Source organism: Achromobacter sp. UBA4530, from assembly GCF_002388205.1.
GTDB classification, from domain to species: domain Bacteria; phylum Pseudomonadota; class Gammaproteobacteria; order Burkholderiales; family Burkholderiaceae_B; genus Achromobacter; species Achromobacter animicus.
Genome location: NZ_DGMA01000005.1, coordinates 78,190 through 96,128, shown reverse-complemented (window position 1 = coordinate 96,128; position 17,939 = coordinate 78,190). Strand labels below are relative to the sequence as shown.

Sequence of the window (17,939 nt, the reverse complement as noted above, 5' to 3'; positions counted from 1 at the left end):
GACCCCGAGTCCGACCGCCTGGGAGTAGTGGATGACGCAAGTAAGCAGCAATGTCCGTCGTGTCATGTTGTATGCCTTGGGCGCCTGGACGCTTGCATTGGCGGGATGTGGTGACCGGAACGACGCGGCGGCCGTCACCATTGCGCCGATGAAGGTGTTCGTGATGACCGTCGGCCGCCAGCCGGTCGACCTGAACGTGGACCTGCCCGGGCGGATCGAACCGATTCGCACCGCTGAAGTGCGGGCACGCGTTGACGGCATCGTCGAGAAACTGCTGTACACCGAAGGCAGCGACGTACAGGCCGGCGATCCGCTGTTCCAGATAGACCCCAGCGACTACAAGGCGCAGCTGGCGCAGGCTAACGCCATGCTGCAGCGTGCGCAGGCCGTGCAGAAGAATGCGCGCTCGGTCACGGACCGGTTCCGTCCGCTGGTGCAGCGTCAAGCGGTCAGCGCGCAGGAATACGAAGCCGCGCTGGCGGCGCTGGGGCAGGCGCAGGCCAATGTGGCCGATGCGCAGGCCGCGGTTACGTTGGCGCAGTTGCGGCTGGACCGCTGCACGGTCAGGGCGCCCATCGCCGGTCGCGTGGGCCGCGCGCTGGTCACCGAAGGGGCGTTGGTCAGCGCATCGGCGGCCACGCTGCTGGCGCAGGTCAATCAGTTGTCGCCGATCAGCGCCACGTTCACCAAGTCCAACACCGCCATCATGGACCTGACCGACTACGCGCGCTCCGGCGCGCTGGCGACGGCGGGCAATACGTTTCCGGTGCGGCTTACGCTGGCCAACGGCCGGGAGTTTGGCGAGACCGGGGTCGTGGATTTCGCGGACCTGAGCGTCGACCGGACCACTGGCGCGCAGACCATCCGCGCCCGTTTCGACAACGCCAAGCGTGAGTTGCTGCCCGGGCAGTTCGTCAACGGTCAGATACTTGTCGGGGTGCGCCAGGAGGGCGTCCTGATTCCCGCGCGGGCGGCGCGGCTGAACGGCGATACGGCCACCGTGTTCGTCATCGGGCCCGACAACACGGCGGTGCCCAGGCAGATCGAGGTGGGTGAGCAGATCTCAGGAAGCTGGCTGGTGCGCCGCGGCCTTGAACCAGGGGAGAAAGTGGTCGTGGATGGCTGGCACAAGATAAGGCCAGGCCAACAGGTTGACCCGGTCGAACAGCAAGCCGCGAAACCCTAGCGGAGTCGGTCATGGGCTCATTCTTCGTCTTGCGGCCGGTATTCGCCTGGGTGGTGGCGTTGTTCCTGTTGCTGTTCGGGCTGATCGCGGTGGTGCTGCTGCCGGTGGAGCAGTACCCGAACATCGCGCCGCCTTCGATCACGATCCAGGCGACCTTCCGGGGCGCCGACACCACCACCATCGACCGCACGGTCACCTCGATCATCGAGGAGGAGATGAACGGGGTCGACAACTTCCTGTACATGGCGTCGGTCAGCCGCGCCAACGGCACGTCGCAGATCACGGTGACGCTGCAGCCGGGCACGGACCTGGACGTGGCCCGCAGCCAGGTGCAGGACCGCCTGAGCCGGGTCGAACCCCGGCTGCCGCAGGAAGTCCGCCAGCTTGGCGTGGCGGTGACCAAGGCGTCGTCCGGCTTCCTGATGCTGCTGGCGCTGCAATCGGAAAGCGGCAACGTCAGCGCCGTCGAGATGGGCAATTTCGCGTCCAACAACATCCTCAACGAGCTGCGCCGCATCCGCGGGGTGGGCGACGTGCAGCTGTTCGGCTCGTCGTACGCGATGCGGATCTGGCTGGACGAACGCAAGCTGGCCAGCTTTCAGATGTCGGCCAGCGACGCGATGCGTGCGGTGCAGGAACAGAATGCGCAGACGATTGGCGGATCGCTGGGTGACCTGCCGCTGGCGCGCGGCGCGGACTTCAACGCGCAGATCGTGGCGCAGAGCCGCTTTTCCACACCGGAGCAGTTCCGGCAGGTCATCTTGCGGGTCAACAACGATGGCTCGCTGGTGCGGCTGGGCGACGTGGCGCGGGTGGAGCTGGGCAACGAAAGCTACAACTTCCGGCTCAGCGTCAACGGCAAGGAGGCCGCCGGCATCGCCATTCAGCTGGCCAACGACGCCAACGCGCTGGACGTGGCACGGCAGGTGCGGCAGCGCATGGCCGAGCTGGAGCCCGTGTTTCCGGCGGGCGTCGGCTGGACGGTGCCGTTCGACACCACGCCTTTCATCACCACGTCCATCAGCTCGGTGCTGGTCACCATGGTCGAGGCGCTGTTGCTGGTCACGGCAATGGTGTTCCTGTTCCTGCAAAGCTGGCGCAGCACGCTGATCCCCACGCTGATCGTGCCGATCGCGCTGATCGGCACCTGCGCGGGCCTGTTCCTGTTTGGCGCGTCCATCAACCTGCTGTCGCTTTTTGGCATGGTGGTGGCGATCGGGGTGCTGAACGATGACGCCATCGTGGTGTCGGAAAACGTCGCGCGGATCATGCAGGACGAGAAGATTTCTGCGCCGGAAGCGACGCGCAAGGCGGTCGGCCAGGTGTGGGGGCCGATCATCGCCAGCACGCTGGTGCTGGTGGCGGTGTTCGTGCCGATGGCGATGTTTCCCGGTTCCAGCGGCGCCATCTACCGCCAGTTCTCCATCACGCTGTCCGTGGCGATCGTGGTGTCGACCGTGCTGGCGCTGTCGCTGGGCGCCGCGTTGTGCGCCACGCTGCTCAAGCTGCCGGACGGCAAGCCGCCCAAGGGCCGGATCTCAAAGGGCAAGCAGTGGGTCTTCGACAAGTTCAATAACGGCTTTGACGCGATGACACGCCAGTACGTGCGCGCGGTCGAACACATGCTGGTGCGGCCCCTGCGCTGGATGCTGATATTCCTGGGCGTCTGCGGCCTGACGGTGTTTCTGTTCTCGCGCCTGCCGGGCGGCTATCTGCCGCTGGAAGATCAAGGCTACTTCTTCGTGTCGTACACCGGCGCGCCCGGCACCACGGCCGACCAGACCGAGGCCGCCGTGCAGCAGGCCGAAAGCCAGCTGCGCCAGTTGCCGGCCGTGCGCAACGTGGCGTCGGTGGTCGGCTTCAACTTCTTCGGCCAGGGGCAGACGGCGGCGCTGTCGTTCGTGGACCTGCACCCGTGGAGCGAGCGCACCGATCGGGCCGAGGCCGTCGACGCGCTGGTCGGACGCAGCAACCTGGCGTTCCGGTCGATTCCGCAGGCGATGATCTTCGCGCTAAATCCGCCGCCTATCCCGTCGATGGGCAACGCGTCGGGCTTTTCCATGAAGGTGCAGGACCGCACCGCGCAGGGTGGCGCGGGTCTGGCCGCCACCGGCGCGGCCATGATCGCGGCCGCTGCGGCCAGCCCCGTGCTGACCGGCGTGCGGCTGGACGGCATGCCGCCGGGACCGCGCCTGTATGTCGAGATCGATCGGGTGCACGCGCGCGCATTGGGGCTGCAGGTCGCGCAGGTCAACCAGGCGCTGACACTGGCGTTCGGGTCGAACTACGTCAACGACTTCCTGCTCGACGGTTCGGTGCAGCGGGTGTTCATCCAGGCCGAGGCCGACCAGCGCATGCAGCCGCAGGACATTGCCGCCTTGCAGTTGCCGAACAACCGGGGCGAGATGGTGCCGTTCTCGGCGTTCTCGCGGATGCGCTGGATCGACGGGCCGCAGCAGCTGGAACGCTACAACGGCTTTCCATCCATCACCATCTCGGGCGAGGCCGCCGCGGGCCGCTCCAGCGGCGTGGCGCTGGCCGAGATGGAAGCCATTGCCGGGCGCGTCCTGCCGCAGGGCATCACCTATGAGTGGACCGGCACGGCGTACGAAGAACGCCAGGCGGGCAACCAGGTGGCGCTGCTGCTGGGCCTGTCGCTGATCGTGGTGTTCCTGCTGCTGTCGGCGCTCTACGAAAGCTGGTCCGTGCCGGTGTCCGTGCTGCTGATCCTGCCGTTCGGCATTCTGGGCGCGGCGGCGTTCACGCTGGGGCGGGGCATGTCGGCGGACATCTATTTCAATATCGGGCTGGTCACGATCATTGGCCTGGCCGCCAAGAACGGCATCCTGATCGTGGAGTTCGCCTTGAAAGAGGAACTGGAAGGGCGCGACCGCAAGGAGGCCGTGGTCGATGCCGCCCGGCAGCGTCTGCGTCCCATCATCATGACCAGCATCACCTTCGTGCTGGGCATGCTGCCGCTGGTGCTGGCCACCGGCGCCGGCGCGGCCAGCCGTCAGGCGGTGGGCACCAGCGTGATGGGCAGCATGCTGACCGCCACGCTGTTCGGCGTTTTCTTCACGCCGCTGTTCTACATGGTTGCGCGGCGCTGGTCGGGGCCGCGCAAGAATGCGGCCAAGCCCGGGTCCTCGCCTGCTGCCAGCGTTCCGGCCAAGGCCGAAGAGCGGGGAGAGAACCCATGAGGCCGGCGCGCATTGCCATCTTGGCGCTGATGGGCTGGGGGCTGACCGCCTGCAATTTCGCGCCGGAGCACCGCCAGCCGGAAGTCGCGACGCCTGCGGTATTTCCCGGCGAGGTCCCGCCGGATGCGGTGGCGGCGCAGGACGTCACGTGGGAGCAGTTCTTCGGCGATCCGCAACTCAAGCGCCTGATCGCCCGGTCGCTGGAACTGAACCAGGATCTGGCCGCAGCCACGGCCCGGATCGAGCAGGCGCGCGCCTTCTACCGCATCGAACGCGCCAACCAGCTGCCGCAACTGGATGCCGGCGCGGCCGCGTCGCGCAACCAGCAGCCGCTGACCGTACTGGATCCGGCGCTGGCGGGGTCGCGGCAGACCGTGCAGTTCAACCAGTTCAGCGCCCAGGTAATGGTCTCGTCCTTCGAGCTGGATTTCTGGGGGCGGATCCGCAACCTGACCGCCTCCGCGTTGCAGCAATACCTGGCGACCGTGGAAGGGCGGAGGGCATTCCGTCTGTCGCTGATTGCGAACGTGGCCTCGACCTATTACGACGCCCGGGCGGGCGAGGAAGGCATCGCGCTGGCGCAGCGCACGGTCGAAACCCGCAGCTATGCACTGCGCGTCGCCAAGGACCGGCTGGACGCCGGCGTGACCTCGCTGGTCGACTTCGAGCAGTCGGCCATCCTGCTGACGCAGGCGCAGACCCAGCTCGCTGAGTGGCAGCGCGCCACGGCGGCGCACTGGAACCGTCTGTGGGTGCTGGTGGGCGAAGACCTGCAGCGGGAGATGACCGTTGGGCCGCCGATTGAGGCCGCGGGCCAGTTCGATGCGCTCAGTCCCGGCCTGCCGTCGTCGCTGCTTGTCGTAAGACCCGACATCCGCCAGGCCGAGAACCGCTTGCGCAGCGCCAACGCCAACATCGGCGCGGCGCGCGCGGCCCTGTTTCCGCGGATTGCACTGACCGGTTCGTTCGGCTATGCCTCCACCGAGCTGTCGGACCTCTTTTCGTCGCCCAGCCAGATCTGGAACATCGGCGCGGGAATCGGGTGGCCGATCTTCGATTACGGGCAGCGGCGCGCGGCGGTGGATCTTGCCACGGCGCAGCGCGACGAACTGATCGCCAACTACCGCAAGACGGTGCAGACGGCGTTCAGCGAAGTGGCCACCGCGTTGGAGAACCGCAAGCGCTTCCAGGAGCAGGTGACCGCGCAGGAAACGGCGATCCAGGCGCAGCGCCGCCTGGCCGAGACTGCCGAGCTGCGCTACATGAACGGCATCTCGATCTACCTGGAAGTCGTCGACGCGCGGCGCGGATTGTTTAGCGCGGAGCAGCAGATGCTGACGCTGCGCGCGTCCCAGCTTCAGAACGGCGTGTCGCTGTATGTCGCGCTGGGGGGCGGGGATGAACAGCCGCAGGTGGTGATGGCGGGATCGCCGCCGGGCGCGGGAGGGTCGGCAGGCGGTCCTGCGACAGGCGATTCACCCGCCATGTCTACCCCCGTTCCGCCGCCCGGCGTGGGAGCCCCCCAGTGAACGCCGGCAAGCCCGGCAGAGCCAGCCCGCGCCCGGGGTGGCGCAGGCTGCGCAAAGCCGTGTTCATCCTTGCCGGCCTTGCCGTGCTGGTCGTCGTCACGCTGATGGGGGTGCGCCTGTACGACATCCAGCAGGGTCCGCCGCTGGCTGCCTGGCACACGTATGTTCCCCAGGAGCTGGACGCCGAACGCCTGGACCGCAGCACCTGGGACGATTACCTGGCGCACGAGGACGCGCTTTTCACGCTGGTCCGGCAGAACGTAGGCGACAAGCTGCTGCCGGAGGACAAGGTGGACAGCAACCGCTATTTCGCGGACGCCAAGGTCTACCCCGAACACTTCGCGCACGACTGGAACCGGTCCTTCGTCCTGACGCCGGCGGGAGAGCCGCAGGGCGTGGCCGTGCTGCTGCATGGCCTGACGGATTCGCCGTACAGCCTGCGCCATGTCGCCGCGCATTATCAGTCCGTCGGCTACGTGGCGATCGCCATCCGGATGCCGGGCCACGGCACGGTGCCGGGCGGGCTGACGGACGCGCACTGGGAGGATTGGGCGGCCGCGACGCGTCTGGCGGTGCGCGAAGCGCGGCGCCGGGTGCCCGCACCCAAGCCGCTGCACATGGTGGGCTTTTCCAACGGCGGGGCGCTGGCGCTGATGCACACGCTGGACGCGCTGGACAATCCCAAGCTCGACAAGCCCGACCGGCTGGTGCTGCTGTCGCCGATGGTCGGCATCACGTCGTTCGCGCGCTTTGCGGGCGTGGCCGGGCTGCCCGCCATCCTGCCCGCGTTCGCCAAGGCCGCGTGGCTGAGCATCGTGCCGGAGTTCAACCCGTTCAAGTACAACTCTTTCCCGGTCCACGCGGCGCGCCAGTCGTTCGAACTGACGCAGACGCTGCAGGACAGGCTGGTCGCGCAGCAGCGATCCGGCGGCCTGGAGCGTCTGCCGCCCATCATCACGTTCCATTCGGTGCTGGACTTCACCGTCAGCACGCGCGCGCTGATCAACGCCCTGTATGCGCGCCTGCCCGCCAACGGCAGCGACCTGGTGCTGTTCGACCTGAACCGCGCTACCAAGCTCGGCCCGCTGTTCCGCCGCGGCGTGGCCTGGCAGCTGGCGGGCACGCTGCCAGGCGAAAAGCGCAATTACCGGCTGACGCTCGTCACCAACGCCAGCCCCACGTCCAGCGCCATGATCGAGCGCGTCATCGAGCCGAACGCGACCGCGGTCGTGGAACGCGCCATCGGCATGGACTACCCGCGCGAGGTCTATTCGCTGTCGCACGTGGCGCTGCCGTTTCCGACCGACGACGCGCTGTACGGCACGCACCCGGACAACATCGAGGAATTCGGCATCAGCCTGGGCGCCATGTCCATGCGTGGCGAGGTTGGAGCTTTCGTGATCGGCATGGATACGCTGACCCGGCTGACCTCCAATCCGTTCTATGCCTATCTGGTCAAGCGCGTTGATGGGGTGATACCAAGATGATGTCTTTCGCACTGTCCGGCATTTTCGCCATCCTGCTGCTGGGGCTGTTGTACCTGGCCAGCCCGGTGTTCGTGCCGTTGACGTTCGCGCTGTTCGTGATCTGCCTGGTCGCGCCGCTGCGCCAGTACCTGGGCCGCAAGATGCCCGCGCCGCTCGCGGCGATCCTGGCGTTGGTGGTGACGCTGGTCGTGTCGGTGGTGTTCCTGTCGCTGGCGGCATGGGGCTTCAGCCTGGTCGCGCAGTGGGTCATGGCCAACGCCGCGCGCTTCCAGCGCCTGTTCACGCTAGAGACCGAAACGCTGCACCCGCACGGCGCGATGGCGATCCAGATGTTCCAGGACAGCTTCAACGTGTCATGGCTGGTGCGGGCGATCCAGGAAGTGGCGCTGCGGATCAACAGCATGCTGGGCATGATCTTCATCGCCTTCGTGTTCATCGCGCTGGGGCTGTTCGAACTGGACGAGGCGCCGGAGCGGCTGACCCGCCTGCTGGGCGAGGCAAGGGCGCAGCGCTGGATGGCGGTCGCACGCGAGGTGGCGAGCAAGCTGCGCTGGTACATGGTGATCCGCACCATCGCCAGCGTGCTGACGGGTGTGACCGTCTGGCTGTTTGCGATCTACGCCGGGCTGGAGCTGGCGACCGCCTGGGGCGGGCTGGCGTTCCTGCTGAACTACATCCCGTTCCTGGGACCGCTGGTGGCGACGGTGTTTCCGGCGTTCTTCGCGTTCGTGCAATACGGATCGTTGCAGACGAGCATTCTGGTGCTGGTGGTCTTGAACTGCATCCAGATCGTTTACGGCTGCTATCTGGAACCCCGGCTGGCCGGCAGCGCGTTTTCGCTGTCGCCGCTGATGGTGATGTTTGCGGTGTTTTTCTGGGGGTTGGTGTGGGGCATACCGGGCACGTTCATCGGCGTGCCGCTTCTTATCACGATGACCACGGTGTACGGCGCCAGCCGCAGTTTGCGCGTTACCCGCGGCTGAGCCGGCCGTCCCGGGCAGCATCCGGGACGGCGGCCGACCTGCTCACGTCTTTGCTCAATACTGGAGGTGCATGATGGAAAGCAGTACTCCCAAGAAGCTTGGATTGCTTGCCCTGACGGGCATGGTGGTGGGGTCGATGATCGGCGCCGGGATCTTTTCGCTGCCCCGGACCTTTGGCGGGGCAACGGGCGTGGTTGGGGCGGTGATCGCCTGGATCATCGCGGGCGCGGGCATGTACACGCTGGCCCGTGTGTTCCAGGCGCTGGCCGAGCGCAAGCCCGACCTGGACGCGGGCGTCTTTGCGTATGCCAAGGCCGGGTTTGGCAATTACCTGGGCTTTCTGTCCGCGTTTGGATACTGGATCGGCAGCTGCATCGGCAACGTGTCGTATTGGGTGCTGATCAAATCGACGCTCGGCGCCTTCTTTCCCGTCTTTGGCGACGGCAACACGGTCATCGCAATCGCTGTGGCGTCCGTGGGCATCTGGATGTTCCACTTCATGATCCTGCGCGGGGTGCAGCAGGCGGCGTTCATCAATGCCGTGGTGACCGTGGCCAAGATCATCCCGATCGTGGTGTTCATCATCGTGCTGTTCGTGGCCTTCAAGGTTGACCTCTTCCGCATCAATTTCTGGGGCGACATGAGCGGCTACAGCCTGTTTGAGCAGGTGAGGCGAACCATGCTGGTGACGGTCTTCGTCTTCCTGGGCATCGAGGGCGCGAGCGTTTATTCCCGCTTCGCGTCGAAGCGTTCGCACGTGGGGGTGGCCACGCTGATCGGGTTTGTGACCGCGCTGCTGCTGATGGTGCTGGTGTCTCTGCTGCCCTATGCCGCCATGCAACAGACCGACATCGCGGCGCTGCGCCAGCCGTCCATGGCCGGCGTGCTGGAGTCGGTGGTGGGGCCGTGGGGCGCCGTATTCGTCAGCGTCGGTCTGCTGATCTCGGTGCTGGGCGCGTATCTGGCCTGGTCGCTGATCTGCGCCGAAGTGATGCACGCGGCAGCAAAGACGGAAGACATGCCGCGCGCGTTCGCCCGCGAGAACAAGAACGGCGTGCCGGTCGTCGCGCTGTGGGTGACCAACATCATCGTGCAGCTTTTCGTCATCAGCACGTACTGGTCACGCGATGCATTTTCGCTGATGCTCAGCCTGACCAGCGCGATGTCGCTGATTCCGTACCTGCTGGTCGCGGGTTTCGGCTGGCAGCTCGCCAAGCGCGGCGAAACCTATGTCGGCGGCAAGGATCAGAAGCGCGATCTCACACTTGCCAGCATCGCGGCCGTCTATACGCTTTTCATGATCTTCGCCGGCGGCTTGAAGTTCCTGCTGTTGTCGGCGCTGTTGTATGCACCCGGGTCGGTCCTGTACTTCTGGGCCCGGCGTGAGCAGGGCCGGAAATTCTTCACCGGCTGGGAGTTGGTCGTTTTCATCGTGGCATGCGTCGGAGCCCTGGCCGCCATCGTGGGCCTGATCTACGGCTGGATTGCCATCTAACGTCTGGGAGCTAGTCATGGCTGATACCGAGGAATTTGGAGTCCATTCAGAAGTCGGGCAATTGCGCACGGTGATGGTCTGCGCGCCAGGACGCGCCCACGAAAGATTGACGCCCTCCAATTGTGATGCGCTGCTGTTTGACGATGTCATGTGGGTCGACAACGCGAAACGCGACCATTTCGACTTCATGACGAAGATGCGGGACCGCGGCGTGGACGTCGTGGAAATGCACAACCTGCTGGCCGAAACGGTCGCGATACCTGAAGCGAAGAAGTGGATCCTGGACAACCAGGTCGTGGCGAACCAGGTTGGCCTGGGCCTGCTCGACGAGATCCGCAGCTACCTGGACGGCTTGCCGGCGCGCAAGCTGGCCGAGACCTTGATCGGCGGGCTGTCGACCGAGGAGTTCCCCGAGTCGATCGGCGGCGAACAGCTCACGCTCATCAAGGAAGCCGCCGGCGTCACGGAGTACCTGCTGCCGCCGCTGCCCAACACGCTGTACACGCGTGATACGACCTGCTGGATCTATGGCGGCGTCACGCTCAATCCGCTTTATTGGCCCGCGCGGCACGAAGAGACGATCCTGACGTCGTCCATCTACAAGTTCCATCCGCGCTTTGCCGGCAAGGTGAACGTCTGGTGGGGCGACCCCACCGCCGATCATGGACTGGCCACGCTGGAGGGCGGCGACGTCATGCCCATCGGCAACCGGACGGTGATGATCGGCATGAGTGAACGCACGTCGCGCCAGGCCATCAGCCAGCTGGCGGCCAGCCTGTTCGCCAAGAATGCGGCAGACCGGGTGATCGTGGCGGCCATGCCCAAGCTGCGGGCGGCCATGCACCTGGACACCGTGCTGACCTTTGCCGACCGCGATTGCGTGCTGATGTATCCCGACATCGTCAACAACATCCAGGCGTTCTCCTACCGGCCGGGCAGCGCGCCGGGGTCGCTGGAGCTGCACAAGGACAAGGGGTCGCTCGTGGACGTGATCGGCGAGGCGTTGGGCATCAAGAAGATGCGCGTCGTCGAGACCGGCGGCAACGCCTATCTGCGCGAGCGCACGCAGTGGGACAGCGGCGCCAACCTGGTCTGCATCTCGCCCGGGGTCGTGCTGGCGTATGACCGCAATGTCTACACCAACACGCTCTTGCGCAAGGCGGGGATCGAGGTCGTCACCTTTGTCGGCGCCGAACTGGGCCGGGGCCGCGGCGGCGGGCACTGCATGACGTGCCCGATTTCGCGGGATCCCGCCTAGCGGCGCATTGCCGCGCGCGGCCATCCCTGAAAAGGGCGGCCGCGCGGGCGCGCAACCACCGGATCGCTTTCAGGAGAAGAACGTGAGCGGGGAAACTGCCAAACTTTCTCGCATGGCGCTGGCCGCCATGGTGGTGGGATCGATGGTGGGCGCGGGAATCTTTTCGCTGCCCAGCGTCTTTGCGCGCAATACCGGGCCGGTGGGCGGCCTGGTGGCCTGGGCCATTGCTGGCACGGGCATGTTGACGCTGGCGATGGTGTTCCAGTTCCTGTCGCGCCGGCGCCCCGATCTGGACGCCGGCATCTTCGCGTATGCCAAGGCCGGATTCGGGCTGTATCTGGGCTTTCTGGCGGCGCTGGGCTACTGGACGGCCGCCTGCCTGGGCAACGTCAGTTATTTCGTCATCTTCAAGGGAACGCTGGGCGCCGTCCTGCCGTTCTTCGGCGACGGCGATACCGTGGCCGCCGTGCTGGTGTCGTCGGTCCTGCTGTGGTCCACCCATTTCCTGATCCTGCGCGGCATCCGGCAGGCGGCGGGCATGAACACGGTCGTGACCATCGCCAAAGTCGTGCCCATCGCCATCTTCATTGTCTTCGCCGCGTTTGCCGTGGACCTGGACGTGCTGCGCGCCAACATTGCCGAAGGGCTCAGCGGCGGGGGCAAGGGCAGTCTTTTCGAACAGGTGCGCAACACGATGCTGGTCACGGTGTTCGTGTTCCTGGGCGTGGAGGGCGCCAGCGTCTACTCCCGCTACGCCAAGCGCCGAGAGGACGTGGCGGTGGCGACAATCGTCGGGTTCCTGCTGGTGCTGGCGCTGCTGGTGCTGGTGACGATGCTGTCGTATGGCGTGCTGCCGCGCGCGGAACTGGCCTCGCTGCGCAACCCGTCCATGGCGGGCGTGCTGCGGGCGGCGGTCGGACCGTGGGGCAGCATGCTGGTCAGCGTGGGGCTGATGGTGTCGGTGGCGGGCGCCTACCTGGCGTGGATCCTGCTGGCCGCCGAAGTGCTGCGCGCCGCGGCGGGCGCGGGCATCATGCCGTCGTTTCTGGGGCGGGAAAACCGCCACGGCGTGCCGGCGGCGGCACTGTGGCTCAGCAACGGCATCGTGCAGCTCTTTCTGATCGTCACGCTCTTCACCGAGGACACCTTTGTGCTGCTGAAGAACATGGCCAGTTCGATGAGCCTGATTCCGTACTTCTTCGTGGCGGCGTTCGGGCTGATGCTGGCGGTACGCGGCGAAACCTATGACGGCTGGAGTCGGCGGCGCAAGATCGAGCTGGGGCTGGCGGTGGCGGCCACGGTCTATGCGGCCGGGCTGGTGTATGCGGGCGGTTTCCGGTATTTCGTCCTGTCTTGCGTCATCTACGCGCCGGGCACCATTCTTTTCCTGATATCGCGCCGCGAACAGCGCGGCAACATCTTCGCGCCGTACGAGTGGCCGATCCTGCTGCTCGTGCTGGTGTCCTGCGGCATCGGCGTGTGGGCGATCAGCACGGGCAATACGGCGTTCTAGCCGAAAGGGGCAGGGGGCAGCACGGCAATGAGCAGCGAACTGGCGATTGTCCTCACCATCCTTTGTGCGGCCGTCGTGCTGTTCGTCATCGGGCGGCCGCGGTCGGATGCCGTCGCGCTGCTGGTCATGCTGCTGCTGCCGCTGAGTGGCACCGTAACCTACCGCGAGGCGCTGGACGGGTTCTCGAATCCCGCCATCATCCTGATCGCGTGCCTCTTCGTGGTCGGCGAGGGGCTGGTGCGGACCGGGGTGGCGCAGTCCGTCGGCGACCTGCTCCTGCGGCACGGCGGCAAGAGCGAGGGCTGGCTGGTGTTGCTGGTGATGGGGGCGGTCGGCGCAATGGGCGCGGTGATGAGCTCCACGGCCGTCGTGGCCATCTTCATTCCGATCGTGCTGCGGATCGCGCGCAAATCCGGCATGGCGGCCCGGCGGATCCTGATGCCGATGGGCGCGGCGGCGGCGATCAGCGGCATGCTGACGCTGGTGGCGACCACGCCGAATCTGGTGCTCAACAGCGCGCTCGGTTATGCGGGCTACGAGGGTTTCGGCTTTTTCGACTTCACGCCGATCGGGATCGTCGTCCTGGCGGGCGGCGTCGCCTACATGCTGTTCGCGCGCAAGCTCATCGACGCGGGCCAGGGGCCGCGCGCGCTGAACCGGCCCAGCCTGGGCGACTGGGCGACCAAATATTCCCTGCAGAACCGGGCATGCCGCCTGCTGGTGCAGACCGACTCGGACCTGGTGGGACGCCAGCTCGGACTGTGGGCGGGCGAACTCGGCAAGGCAGCATTCGTCATCGCCATCGAGCGCAACACGCGGTTCGCGCGGGCCGTCATGCGCGCGACGGCGGACGACGTCCTGGAGGCGGGCGACATCCTGCTCCTGGACAGGGATGCAGAGGGGTTCGATATCGACGGCTTTTGCAGCCGGCATCACCTGCGGCGGCTGGAGATGTCCGGCGTGTACTTCACGGATCAGGCCCGCGATGTGGGTATGGTGGAGGTCATCATCCCGTCGGAATCGCGGCTGGACGGCGCGAATGCGCGCGATTCCGTGGTGCTGGGGCGGCATGGACTTTTCGTCGTGGGCCTGTGGCGCGGCAAGGAGGCCAAGCGCGACCTGCCCGACGTGAAGATGCGCGTGGGCGATACGTTGCTGGTGGTCGGGCCGTGGGCGGGCATTTTTTCCCTGCAGGCCGAAGAGCACGATCTGGTCAGCCTGGCGATGCCGGTCGAAGCCGATTCGCTGGTGCCGGTGCCCAACCGCGCCATCCATGCGCTGCTCTCGCTGGCGACGGTGGTGTTCCTGATGCTGACCGACTGGGTGCCCAACGTGATGGCGGGGCTGATTGGCGCGCTGATGATGGGCCTGTTCGGCTGCGTGACGCTGGACGTGGCGTACCGGTCGATCAACTGGCGGGCGCTGATCCTGATCGTGGGCATGCTGCCGTTTGCGCTGGCGCTCAAGCGCAGCGGCGGCGTGGATCTGGCCGCGCAGTTCCTGCTGCACTATTCGGGCGATTGGGGCATCTACGGGCAGTTGGCGCTGGTGTTCGTGGCGACGGTGACGCTGGGCGTGGTGGTCTCCGGCACCGCGACCGCCGTGCTGATGGGCCCGGTCGCCATCAGCATCGCCGAAAGCCTGCACGCGTCTCCCTATGCATTTGCGATGACGGTGGCCATTGCGTCGTCGGCGGCGTTCATGTCGCCGGTGTCTACGCCCTCCAATGCGCTGGTCAGCGTGGCGGGCGGTTTCGGGTTTGCCGACTATCTGAAGATCGGGACACCACTTGCTGTGTTTTCGCTGGTGGTCAGCGTGCTGCTGATTCCGATCCTGTTTCCGTCCTGAGGGCGGATGACCCCATCCGGAGGTTCGATCATGTTTGTCAGGACTGGCATTGCATTCATGGCGGCATCGCTGCTTCTTGGCGCTTCGCTGGCGCATTCCCATAGCTTGCCTGCGGCGCCGGCTGCCACGGCGCCGCCGCCGACCGCGCAGGCCGCGGCGGATTCGCGGATCCTGTTTGAAAACGTGCGCATCTTCGACGGCGTGTCCGGCGACCTGAGCCCGGCGAGCAGTGTTCTGGTTCACGGCAATGTCATCGAAAAAGTGTCGCGGGACAAGATCGCGGCAGACGGCGCGCGCGTCATTGACGGCGGCGGCCGCACGCTGATGCCCGGGCTGATCGACATGCATTGGCACAGCATGTTCGTGGGCGTGCCGCTGGCGGTGGCGATGACGCAGGAGCCCACGTACTTGAACATCGTCGCGGGCGTCGAGGCGAAGAAGACGCTGATGCGAGGCTTCACCACGGTGCGTGACCTGGGCGGCTCGGCCTTCAGCCTGAAGCTGGCGGTGGACCAGGGCGTGATCCCCGGTCCGCGCATCTATCCGTCCGGCGCGATGATCAGCGTGACCAGCGGGCATGGTGACTTCCGCTCGATGGCGGACCTGCCGCGCACCCTGGGCGCGCCGGGCTCGCGGCACGATCTGTCCGGCGATAGCACGATCGCCGACAGCCCCGACGAAGTGCGCCTTCGCACGCGCGAACAGCTGATGCAGGGCGCGACGCAGATCAAGCTGACCGGTGGCGGAGGGGTGTCGTCGCCGCACAGCCCGCTGGATGTGGTGACGTTCACCGAACCGGAGTTGCGCGCGGCGGTGGATGCCGCGACCGACTGGGGTACGTATGTGGCGGTGCACGCCTACACGCCCACCGCCATCCAGCGCGCCATCAAGGCGGGCGTGCAGAGCATCGAGCACGGCAGCATGATGGACGAGGAAACGGCCGAGCTGATGGCGCGCGCGGGCGTGTGGCTGAGCACGCAGCCCTTTCCGGACGAACTGGCCGACGCCTTTCCGCGAGGATCGGATCAATGGCAAAAGGCGCAGGAGGTCTTTGCCGGGACGGACCGGACCTACCAGCTGGCGATCAAGCACAAGCTCAAGACGGCGTTCGGCACGGACATCCTGTTTTCAAGCCAGTTGGCCGAGCAGCAGGGCCGCATCCTGGCAAGCCTGACGCGGTGGTACACGCCGGCGCAGACGCTCATCATGGCAACCGGCACGAACGCAGAACTGCTGAAACTGTCGGGCAAGCGCAATCCCTACCGCGGCGATCTGGGTGTCGTGCGCGAAGGCGCGCTTGCCGATCTGCTGCTGGTCGATGGCGACCCGATTCAGGACATCAAGCTGATCGGCGATCCGGACAAGAACTTCCTGGTCATCATGAAGGATGGCGTCATCTACAAGGATGCAGTGCCCGTCCGTTGAGCGAGGCGTCCGCTCGTGGCGCTTGCGGACTTCCGGCGCGTGACGCGTGGCCGAGGCCGGCGTTCCCTAGGCGGCGCGGTGGACCAGGCTCATTCAGGCGCGATGCCGGGCACGCCGTGCCGTATGTTGCGGGAGAATTCGGCCGGGTCGGTGGTGGCGCGGGCGCGGTCCGTGTAGCGGCCGCGGCGCCGGTACTCTGCGGCGCTGCCGGCCCCGCGCAGGGCGTCCAGCTTGTACAGGTATTCCGGCAGGTAGCCTGAAAGAAGCTGGCGGTAATCCATCGGCAATCCGGGCACGATGCGCCGGGCCATCTGGAAGACGATGGTGGTGCAGTTTGCCGTAAGCGTGTGATAGAAGCGGGGTGTTGTCCGGAGGCGGTTGGCGGCGTCGACGTAGGCCACGAAGAGTTCGCGCCCCGCGCCCTCGGGCATGTGGATGCGATACAGGTAGCTGTCTTCGCCGCGCACGTTGGTGCGCACCCGCAGGCTGTCCGCTTCGGTCGAGGCGATCACGCTCAGTTCGTACTGCTTGAAAAATCCGCCGATCTCGGAAAACCGGTCGCCCTGCTTGCGGCGGATTTCAACCGAGAACACCACGTGATCGTCGTCGCCAAACCCGAACGACACCAGCGCGTGGGCGATGGCGGGACGGCCCCAATACGACAGGGCCACGTCCACCGATTGCAGCGTGTCCAGCGCATAACGCCGGGTTTCCCAGCGGGGCGTGAAGTCGGTGCGCGATCGCCAGTCGAAGTTGCGCACGTTGTGCAGCGTGACGGTGTTGCCATTGACGACGCCGTGGGTTTGGCGGGCGACTTCGGCAAGCCAGGGGCGGTCGTTGGACGGGCGGATGCGCAGCCACCACACGAGCAGAACGGCTAGCGCCGCGCCATGCAGAACCAGGCCCGGCCACCAACGCGGCCATACCAGCCCGGCGATGGCCGCCAATGCCAACATCACCCAAGCCAGCACTGCGACCAATTTCCATGCAGATGAAAGCGGCGCGCGGATCCACAATGCCAGCGCACCCCAGCCCGTTTCCAGCGCAATGGCGATGCCCAGCAGGATGGAAACCGTCATTGCGCTCCTTGGACGGCGGTTGCGCCGCGCACTGCAATCAGAAGGTGCCTACCGTGACCAGTTGGTCGGACTCGAACATGGCGGCCGGGGAGATGATGGGTTCTTCCCACGGAATGTTCTTGCCGTAGCGTTCCCGCATCTTGGCCTGCACGGCAGGCGAGGCGAGATCGAAGCTTTTCAGCGGCGCCAGCGCGCCGACCTTCACGCCCAGTACGCGCTGATAGATTTTCCACACCAGTTCGGAGCAGTAGATCTGATCGTCGGACCAGGCGAATACCAGATCGTAGGGCTTGCCGACGTAGGCGGCGCCCGCCTTCGCCAGCCGATCACGCGCGTCGGGCGTCAGCAGGGAAGTGTCGCGCAGCCGCTTGACGACGTAATGGCCGCGCTCGCCTTGCGCGGTCCATTGAGAGAGGGGGGTGTAGCTGACGCGCGCCGCGGCCTCAAGCACGTAGGGCTGGCCTTGGCGCGTCACGATCATGCCCATGTGGCTGTAGGGCGAGTGCGTGGCTTGCTGGATGGCCAGGCTTTGCGCTGACCGGGACTGCTGGAACACCATGTCGCCCGTCTGGATGTCGGGCGCGGCGGCGGCCGCCATGGACACCGCGGACAGCGCCGCCAGCGCTGCCGTACAGACCTTTGCCGCCAGCCTCACGGGCGCGCCCGCCCGGTCGCAGGCGTCTGCTTTTTGGCGCGCGGTTTGGCCGCGGGTTTTTCTTCCTTGGGCGGCGTGTCGAACTCTTGTTTGTTGCGTTCGCCGCGTGGCGTGTTTTCGGGGTGGGGTTTGGGAAATGCCCAGGGCTTCGTTTTCTGATCCATTGCATGTACTCCTTGCACAGGCGGAACAGTAGCATTAGCCGGCGGCCCTGGGTAAGTGAGGGTTGACGTCAATATTCATCACATCGTGATATGAAGGCGGAAAATGTCCGCCGCGCG

General features: G+C 66.2%; 13 protein-coding genes. 10 read left to right on the top strand and 3 right to left on the bottom strand.

Features of this window, described 5'->3' with window-relative positions; all coding sequences use genetic code 11:
- The first annotated feature begins 31 nt into the window (after positions 1-31).
- From B2W22_RS03425 to B2W22_RS03380, 10 genes are all read left to right on the top strand, one after another.
- Entirely contained in the window at positions 32-1,186 is a 1,155-nt protein-coding gene (locus tag B2W22_RS03425; RefSeq protein WP_175124301.1) for an efflux RND transporter periplasmic adaptor subunit, read from the top strand.
- An 11-nt stretch (positions 1,187-1,197) separates the two neighbouring features.
- Positions 1,198-4,386 carry a multidrug efflux RND transporter permease subunit gene (locus tag B2W22_RS03420; protein WP_286936191.1) on the top strand — a complete coding sequence of 1,063 codons (3,189 nt, stop codon included), beginning with the start codon at positions 1,198-1,200 and terminating at the stop codon, positions 4,384-4,386.
- Complete coding sequence (locus B2W22_RS03415; RefSeq protein ID WP_286936190.1) at positions 4,383-5,915, top strand: efflux transporter outer membrane subunit; 1,533 nt, start codon at positions 4,383-4,385, stop codon at positions 5,913-5,915. The genes B2W22_RS03420 and B2W22_RS03415 overlap by 4 nt, the downstream gene beginning before the upstream one ends.
- 59 nt (positions 5,916-5,974) lie before the next feature.
- A complete protein-coding gene (locus B2W22_RS03410) occupies positions 5,975-7,402 on the top strand; it encodes an alpha/beta hydrolase (RefSeq protein WP_286936189.1) in 1,428 nt (475 codons plus the stop codon).
- Positions 7,399-8,385 carry an AI-2E family transporter gene (locus B2W22_RS03405; RefSeq protein ID WP_175124298.1) on the top strand — a complete coding sequence of 329 codons (987 nt, stop codon included), beginning with the start codon at positions 7,399-7,401 and terminating at the stop codon, positions 8,383-8,385. The genes B2W22_RS03410 and B2W22_RS03405 overlap by 4 nt, the downstream gene beginning before the upstream one ends.
- Positions 8,386-8,458: 73 nt before the next feature.
- Positions 8,459-9,880: a basic amino acid/polyamine antiporter gene (locus B2W22_RS03400; RefSeq protein ID WP_175124297.1), complete on the top strand. Its 1,422-nt coding sequence runs from the start codon at positions 8,459-8,461 to the stop codon at positions 9,878-9,880.
- A 16-nt stretch (positions 9,881-9,896) separates the two neighbouring features.
- Entirely contained in the window at positions 9,897-11,138 is a 1,242-nt protein-coding gene (arcA, locus tag B2W22_RS03395; RefSeq protein ID WP_175124296.1) for an arginine deiminase, read from the top strand.
- Positions 11,139-11,220: 82 nt separating this feature from the next.
- Positions 11,221-12,651, top strand: coding sequence for a basic amino acid/polyamine antiporter (locus B2W22_RS03390; RefSeq protein ID WP_175124295.1), 1,431 nt, complete (start codon positions 11,221-11,223; stop codon positions 12,649-12,651).
- Between the two features lie 27 nt (positions 12,652-12,678).
- On the top strand, positions 12,679-14,499 hold the full coding sequence (locus B2W22_RS03385) for an SLC13 family permease (protein ID WP_175124294.1): 1,821 nt from the start codon (positions 12,679-12,681) through the stop codon (positions 14,497-14,499).
- Between the two features lie 30 nt (positions 14,500-14,529).
- Entirely contained in the window at positions 14,530-15,924 is a 1,395-nt protein-coding gene (locus B2W22_RS03380; protein ID WP_286936188.1) for a metal-dependent hydrolase family protein, read from the top strand.
- Between the two features lie 89 nt (positions 15,925-16,013).
- Here B2W22_RS03380 and B2W22_RS03375 read toward each other — a convergent pair whose 3' ends face one another.
- From B2W22_RS03375 to B2W22_RS03365, 3 genes are read right to left on the bottom strand one after another with little or no spacing between them, the layout of a single operon-like run.
- The gene (locus B2W22_RS03375) at positions 16,014-17,003 is read right to left on the bottom strand and encodes a DUF4105 domain-containing protein (protein WP_286936187.1); all 990 of its coding nucleotides are present in this window, start codon (positions 17,001-17,003) and stop codon (positions 16,014-16,016) included.
- A 37-nt stretch (positions 17,004-17,040) separates the two neighbouring features.
- Positions 17,041-17,658, bottom strand: coding sequence for a YiiX family permuted papain-like enzyme (locus B2W22_RS03370; RefSeq protein ID WP_246282960.1), 618 nt, complete (start codon positions 17,656-17,658; stop codon positions 17,041-17,043).
- The gene (locus B2W22_RS03365; RefSeq protein WP_174245436.1) at positions 17,655-17,822 is read right to left on the bottom strand and encodes a hypothetical protein; all 168 of its coding nucleotides are present in this window, start codon (positions 17,820-17,822) and stop codon (positions 17,655-17,657) included. Before B2W22_RS03365 ends, B2W22_RS03370 begins: the two co-directional genes overlap by 4 nt.
- Between the last annotated feature and the right edge of the window lie 117 nt (positions 17,823-17,939).

Excerpts from the sequence above, each read along its gene's own strand:
- B2W22_RS03415 (WP_286936190.1), top strand. The coding sequence starts at position 4,383 with ATGAGGCCGGCGCGCATTGCCATCTTGGCGCTGATGGGCTGGGGGCTG.
- B2W22_RS03385 (WP_175124294.1), top strand. The coding sequence starts at position 12,679 with ATGAGCAGCGAACTGGCGATTGTCCTCACCATCCTTTGTGCGGCCGTC.
- B2W22_RS03380 (WP_286936188.1), top strand. The coding sequence starts at position 14,530 with ATGTTTGTCAGGACTGGCATTGCATTCATGGCGGCATCGCTGCTTCTT.
- B2W22_RS03420 (WP_286936191.1), top strand. The coding sequence starts at position 1,198 with ATGGGCTCATTCTTCGTCTTGCGGCCGGTATTCGCCTGGGTGGTGGCG.
- B2W22_RS03400 (WP_175124297.1), top strand. The coding sequence starts at position 8,459 with ATGGAAAGCAGTACTCCCAAGAAGCTTGGATTGCTTGCCCTGACGGGC.
- B2W22_RS03365 (WP_174245436.1), bottom strand. The coding sequence starts at position 17,822 with ATGGATCAGAAAACGAAGCCCTGGGCATTTCCCAAACCCCACCCCGAA.
- arcA (WP_175124296.1), top strand. The coding sequence starts at position 9,897 with ATGGCTGATACCGAGGAATTTGGAGTCCATTCAGAAGTCGGGCAATTG.
- B2W22_RS03375 (WP_286936187.1), bottom strand. The coding sequence starts at position 17,003 with ATGACGGTTTCCATCCTGCTGGGCATCGCCATTGCGCTGGAAACGGGC.
- B2W22_RS03425 (WP_175124301.1), top strand. The coding sequence starts at position 32 with ATGACGCAAGTAAGCAGCAATGTCCGTCGTGTCATGTTGTATGCCTTG.
- B2W22_RS03405 (WP_175124298.1), top strand. The coding sequence starts at position 7,399 with ATGATGTCTTTCGCACTGTCCGGCATTTTCGCCATCCTGCTGCTGGGG.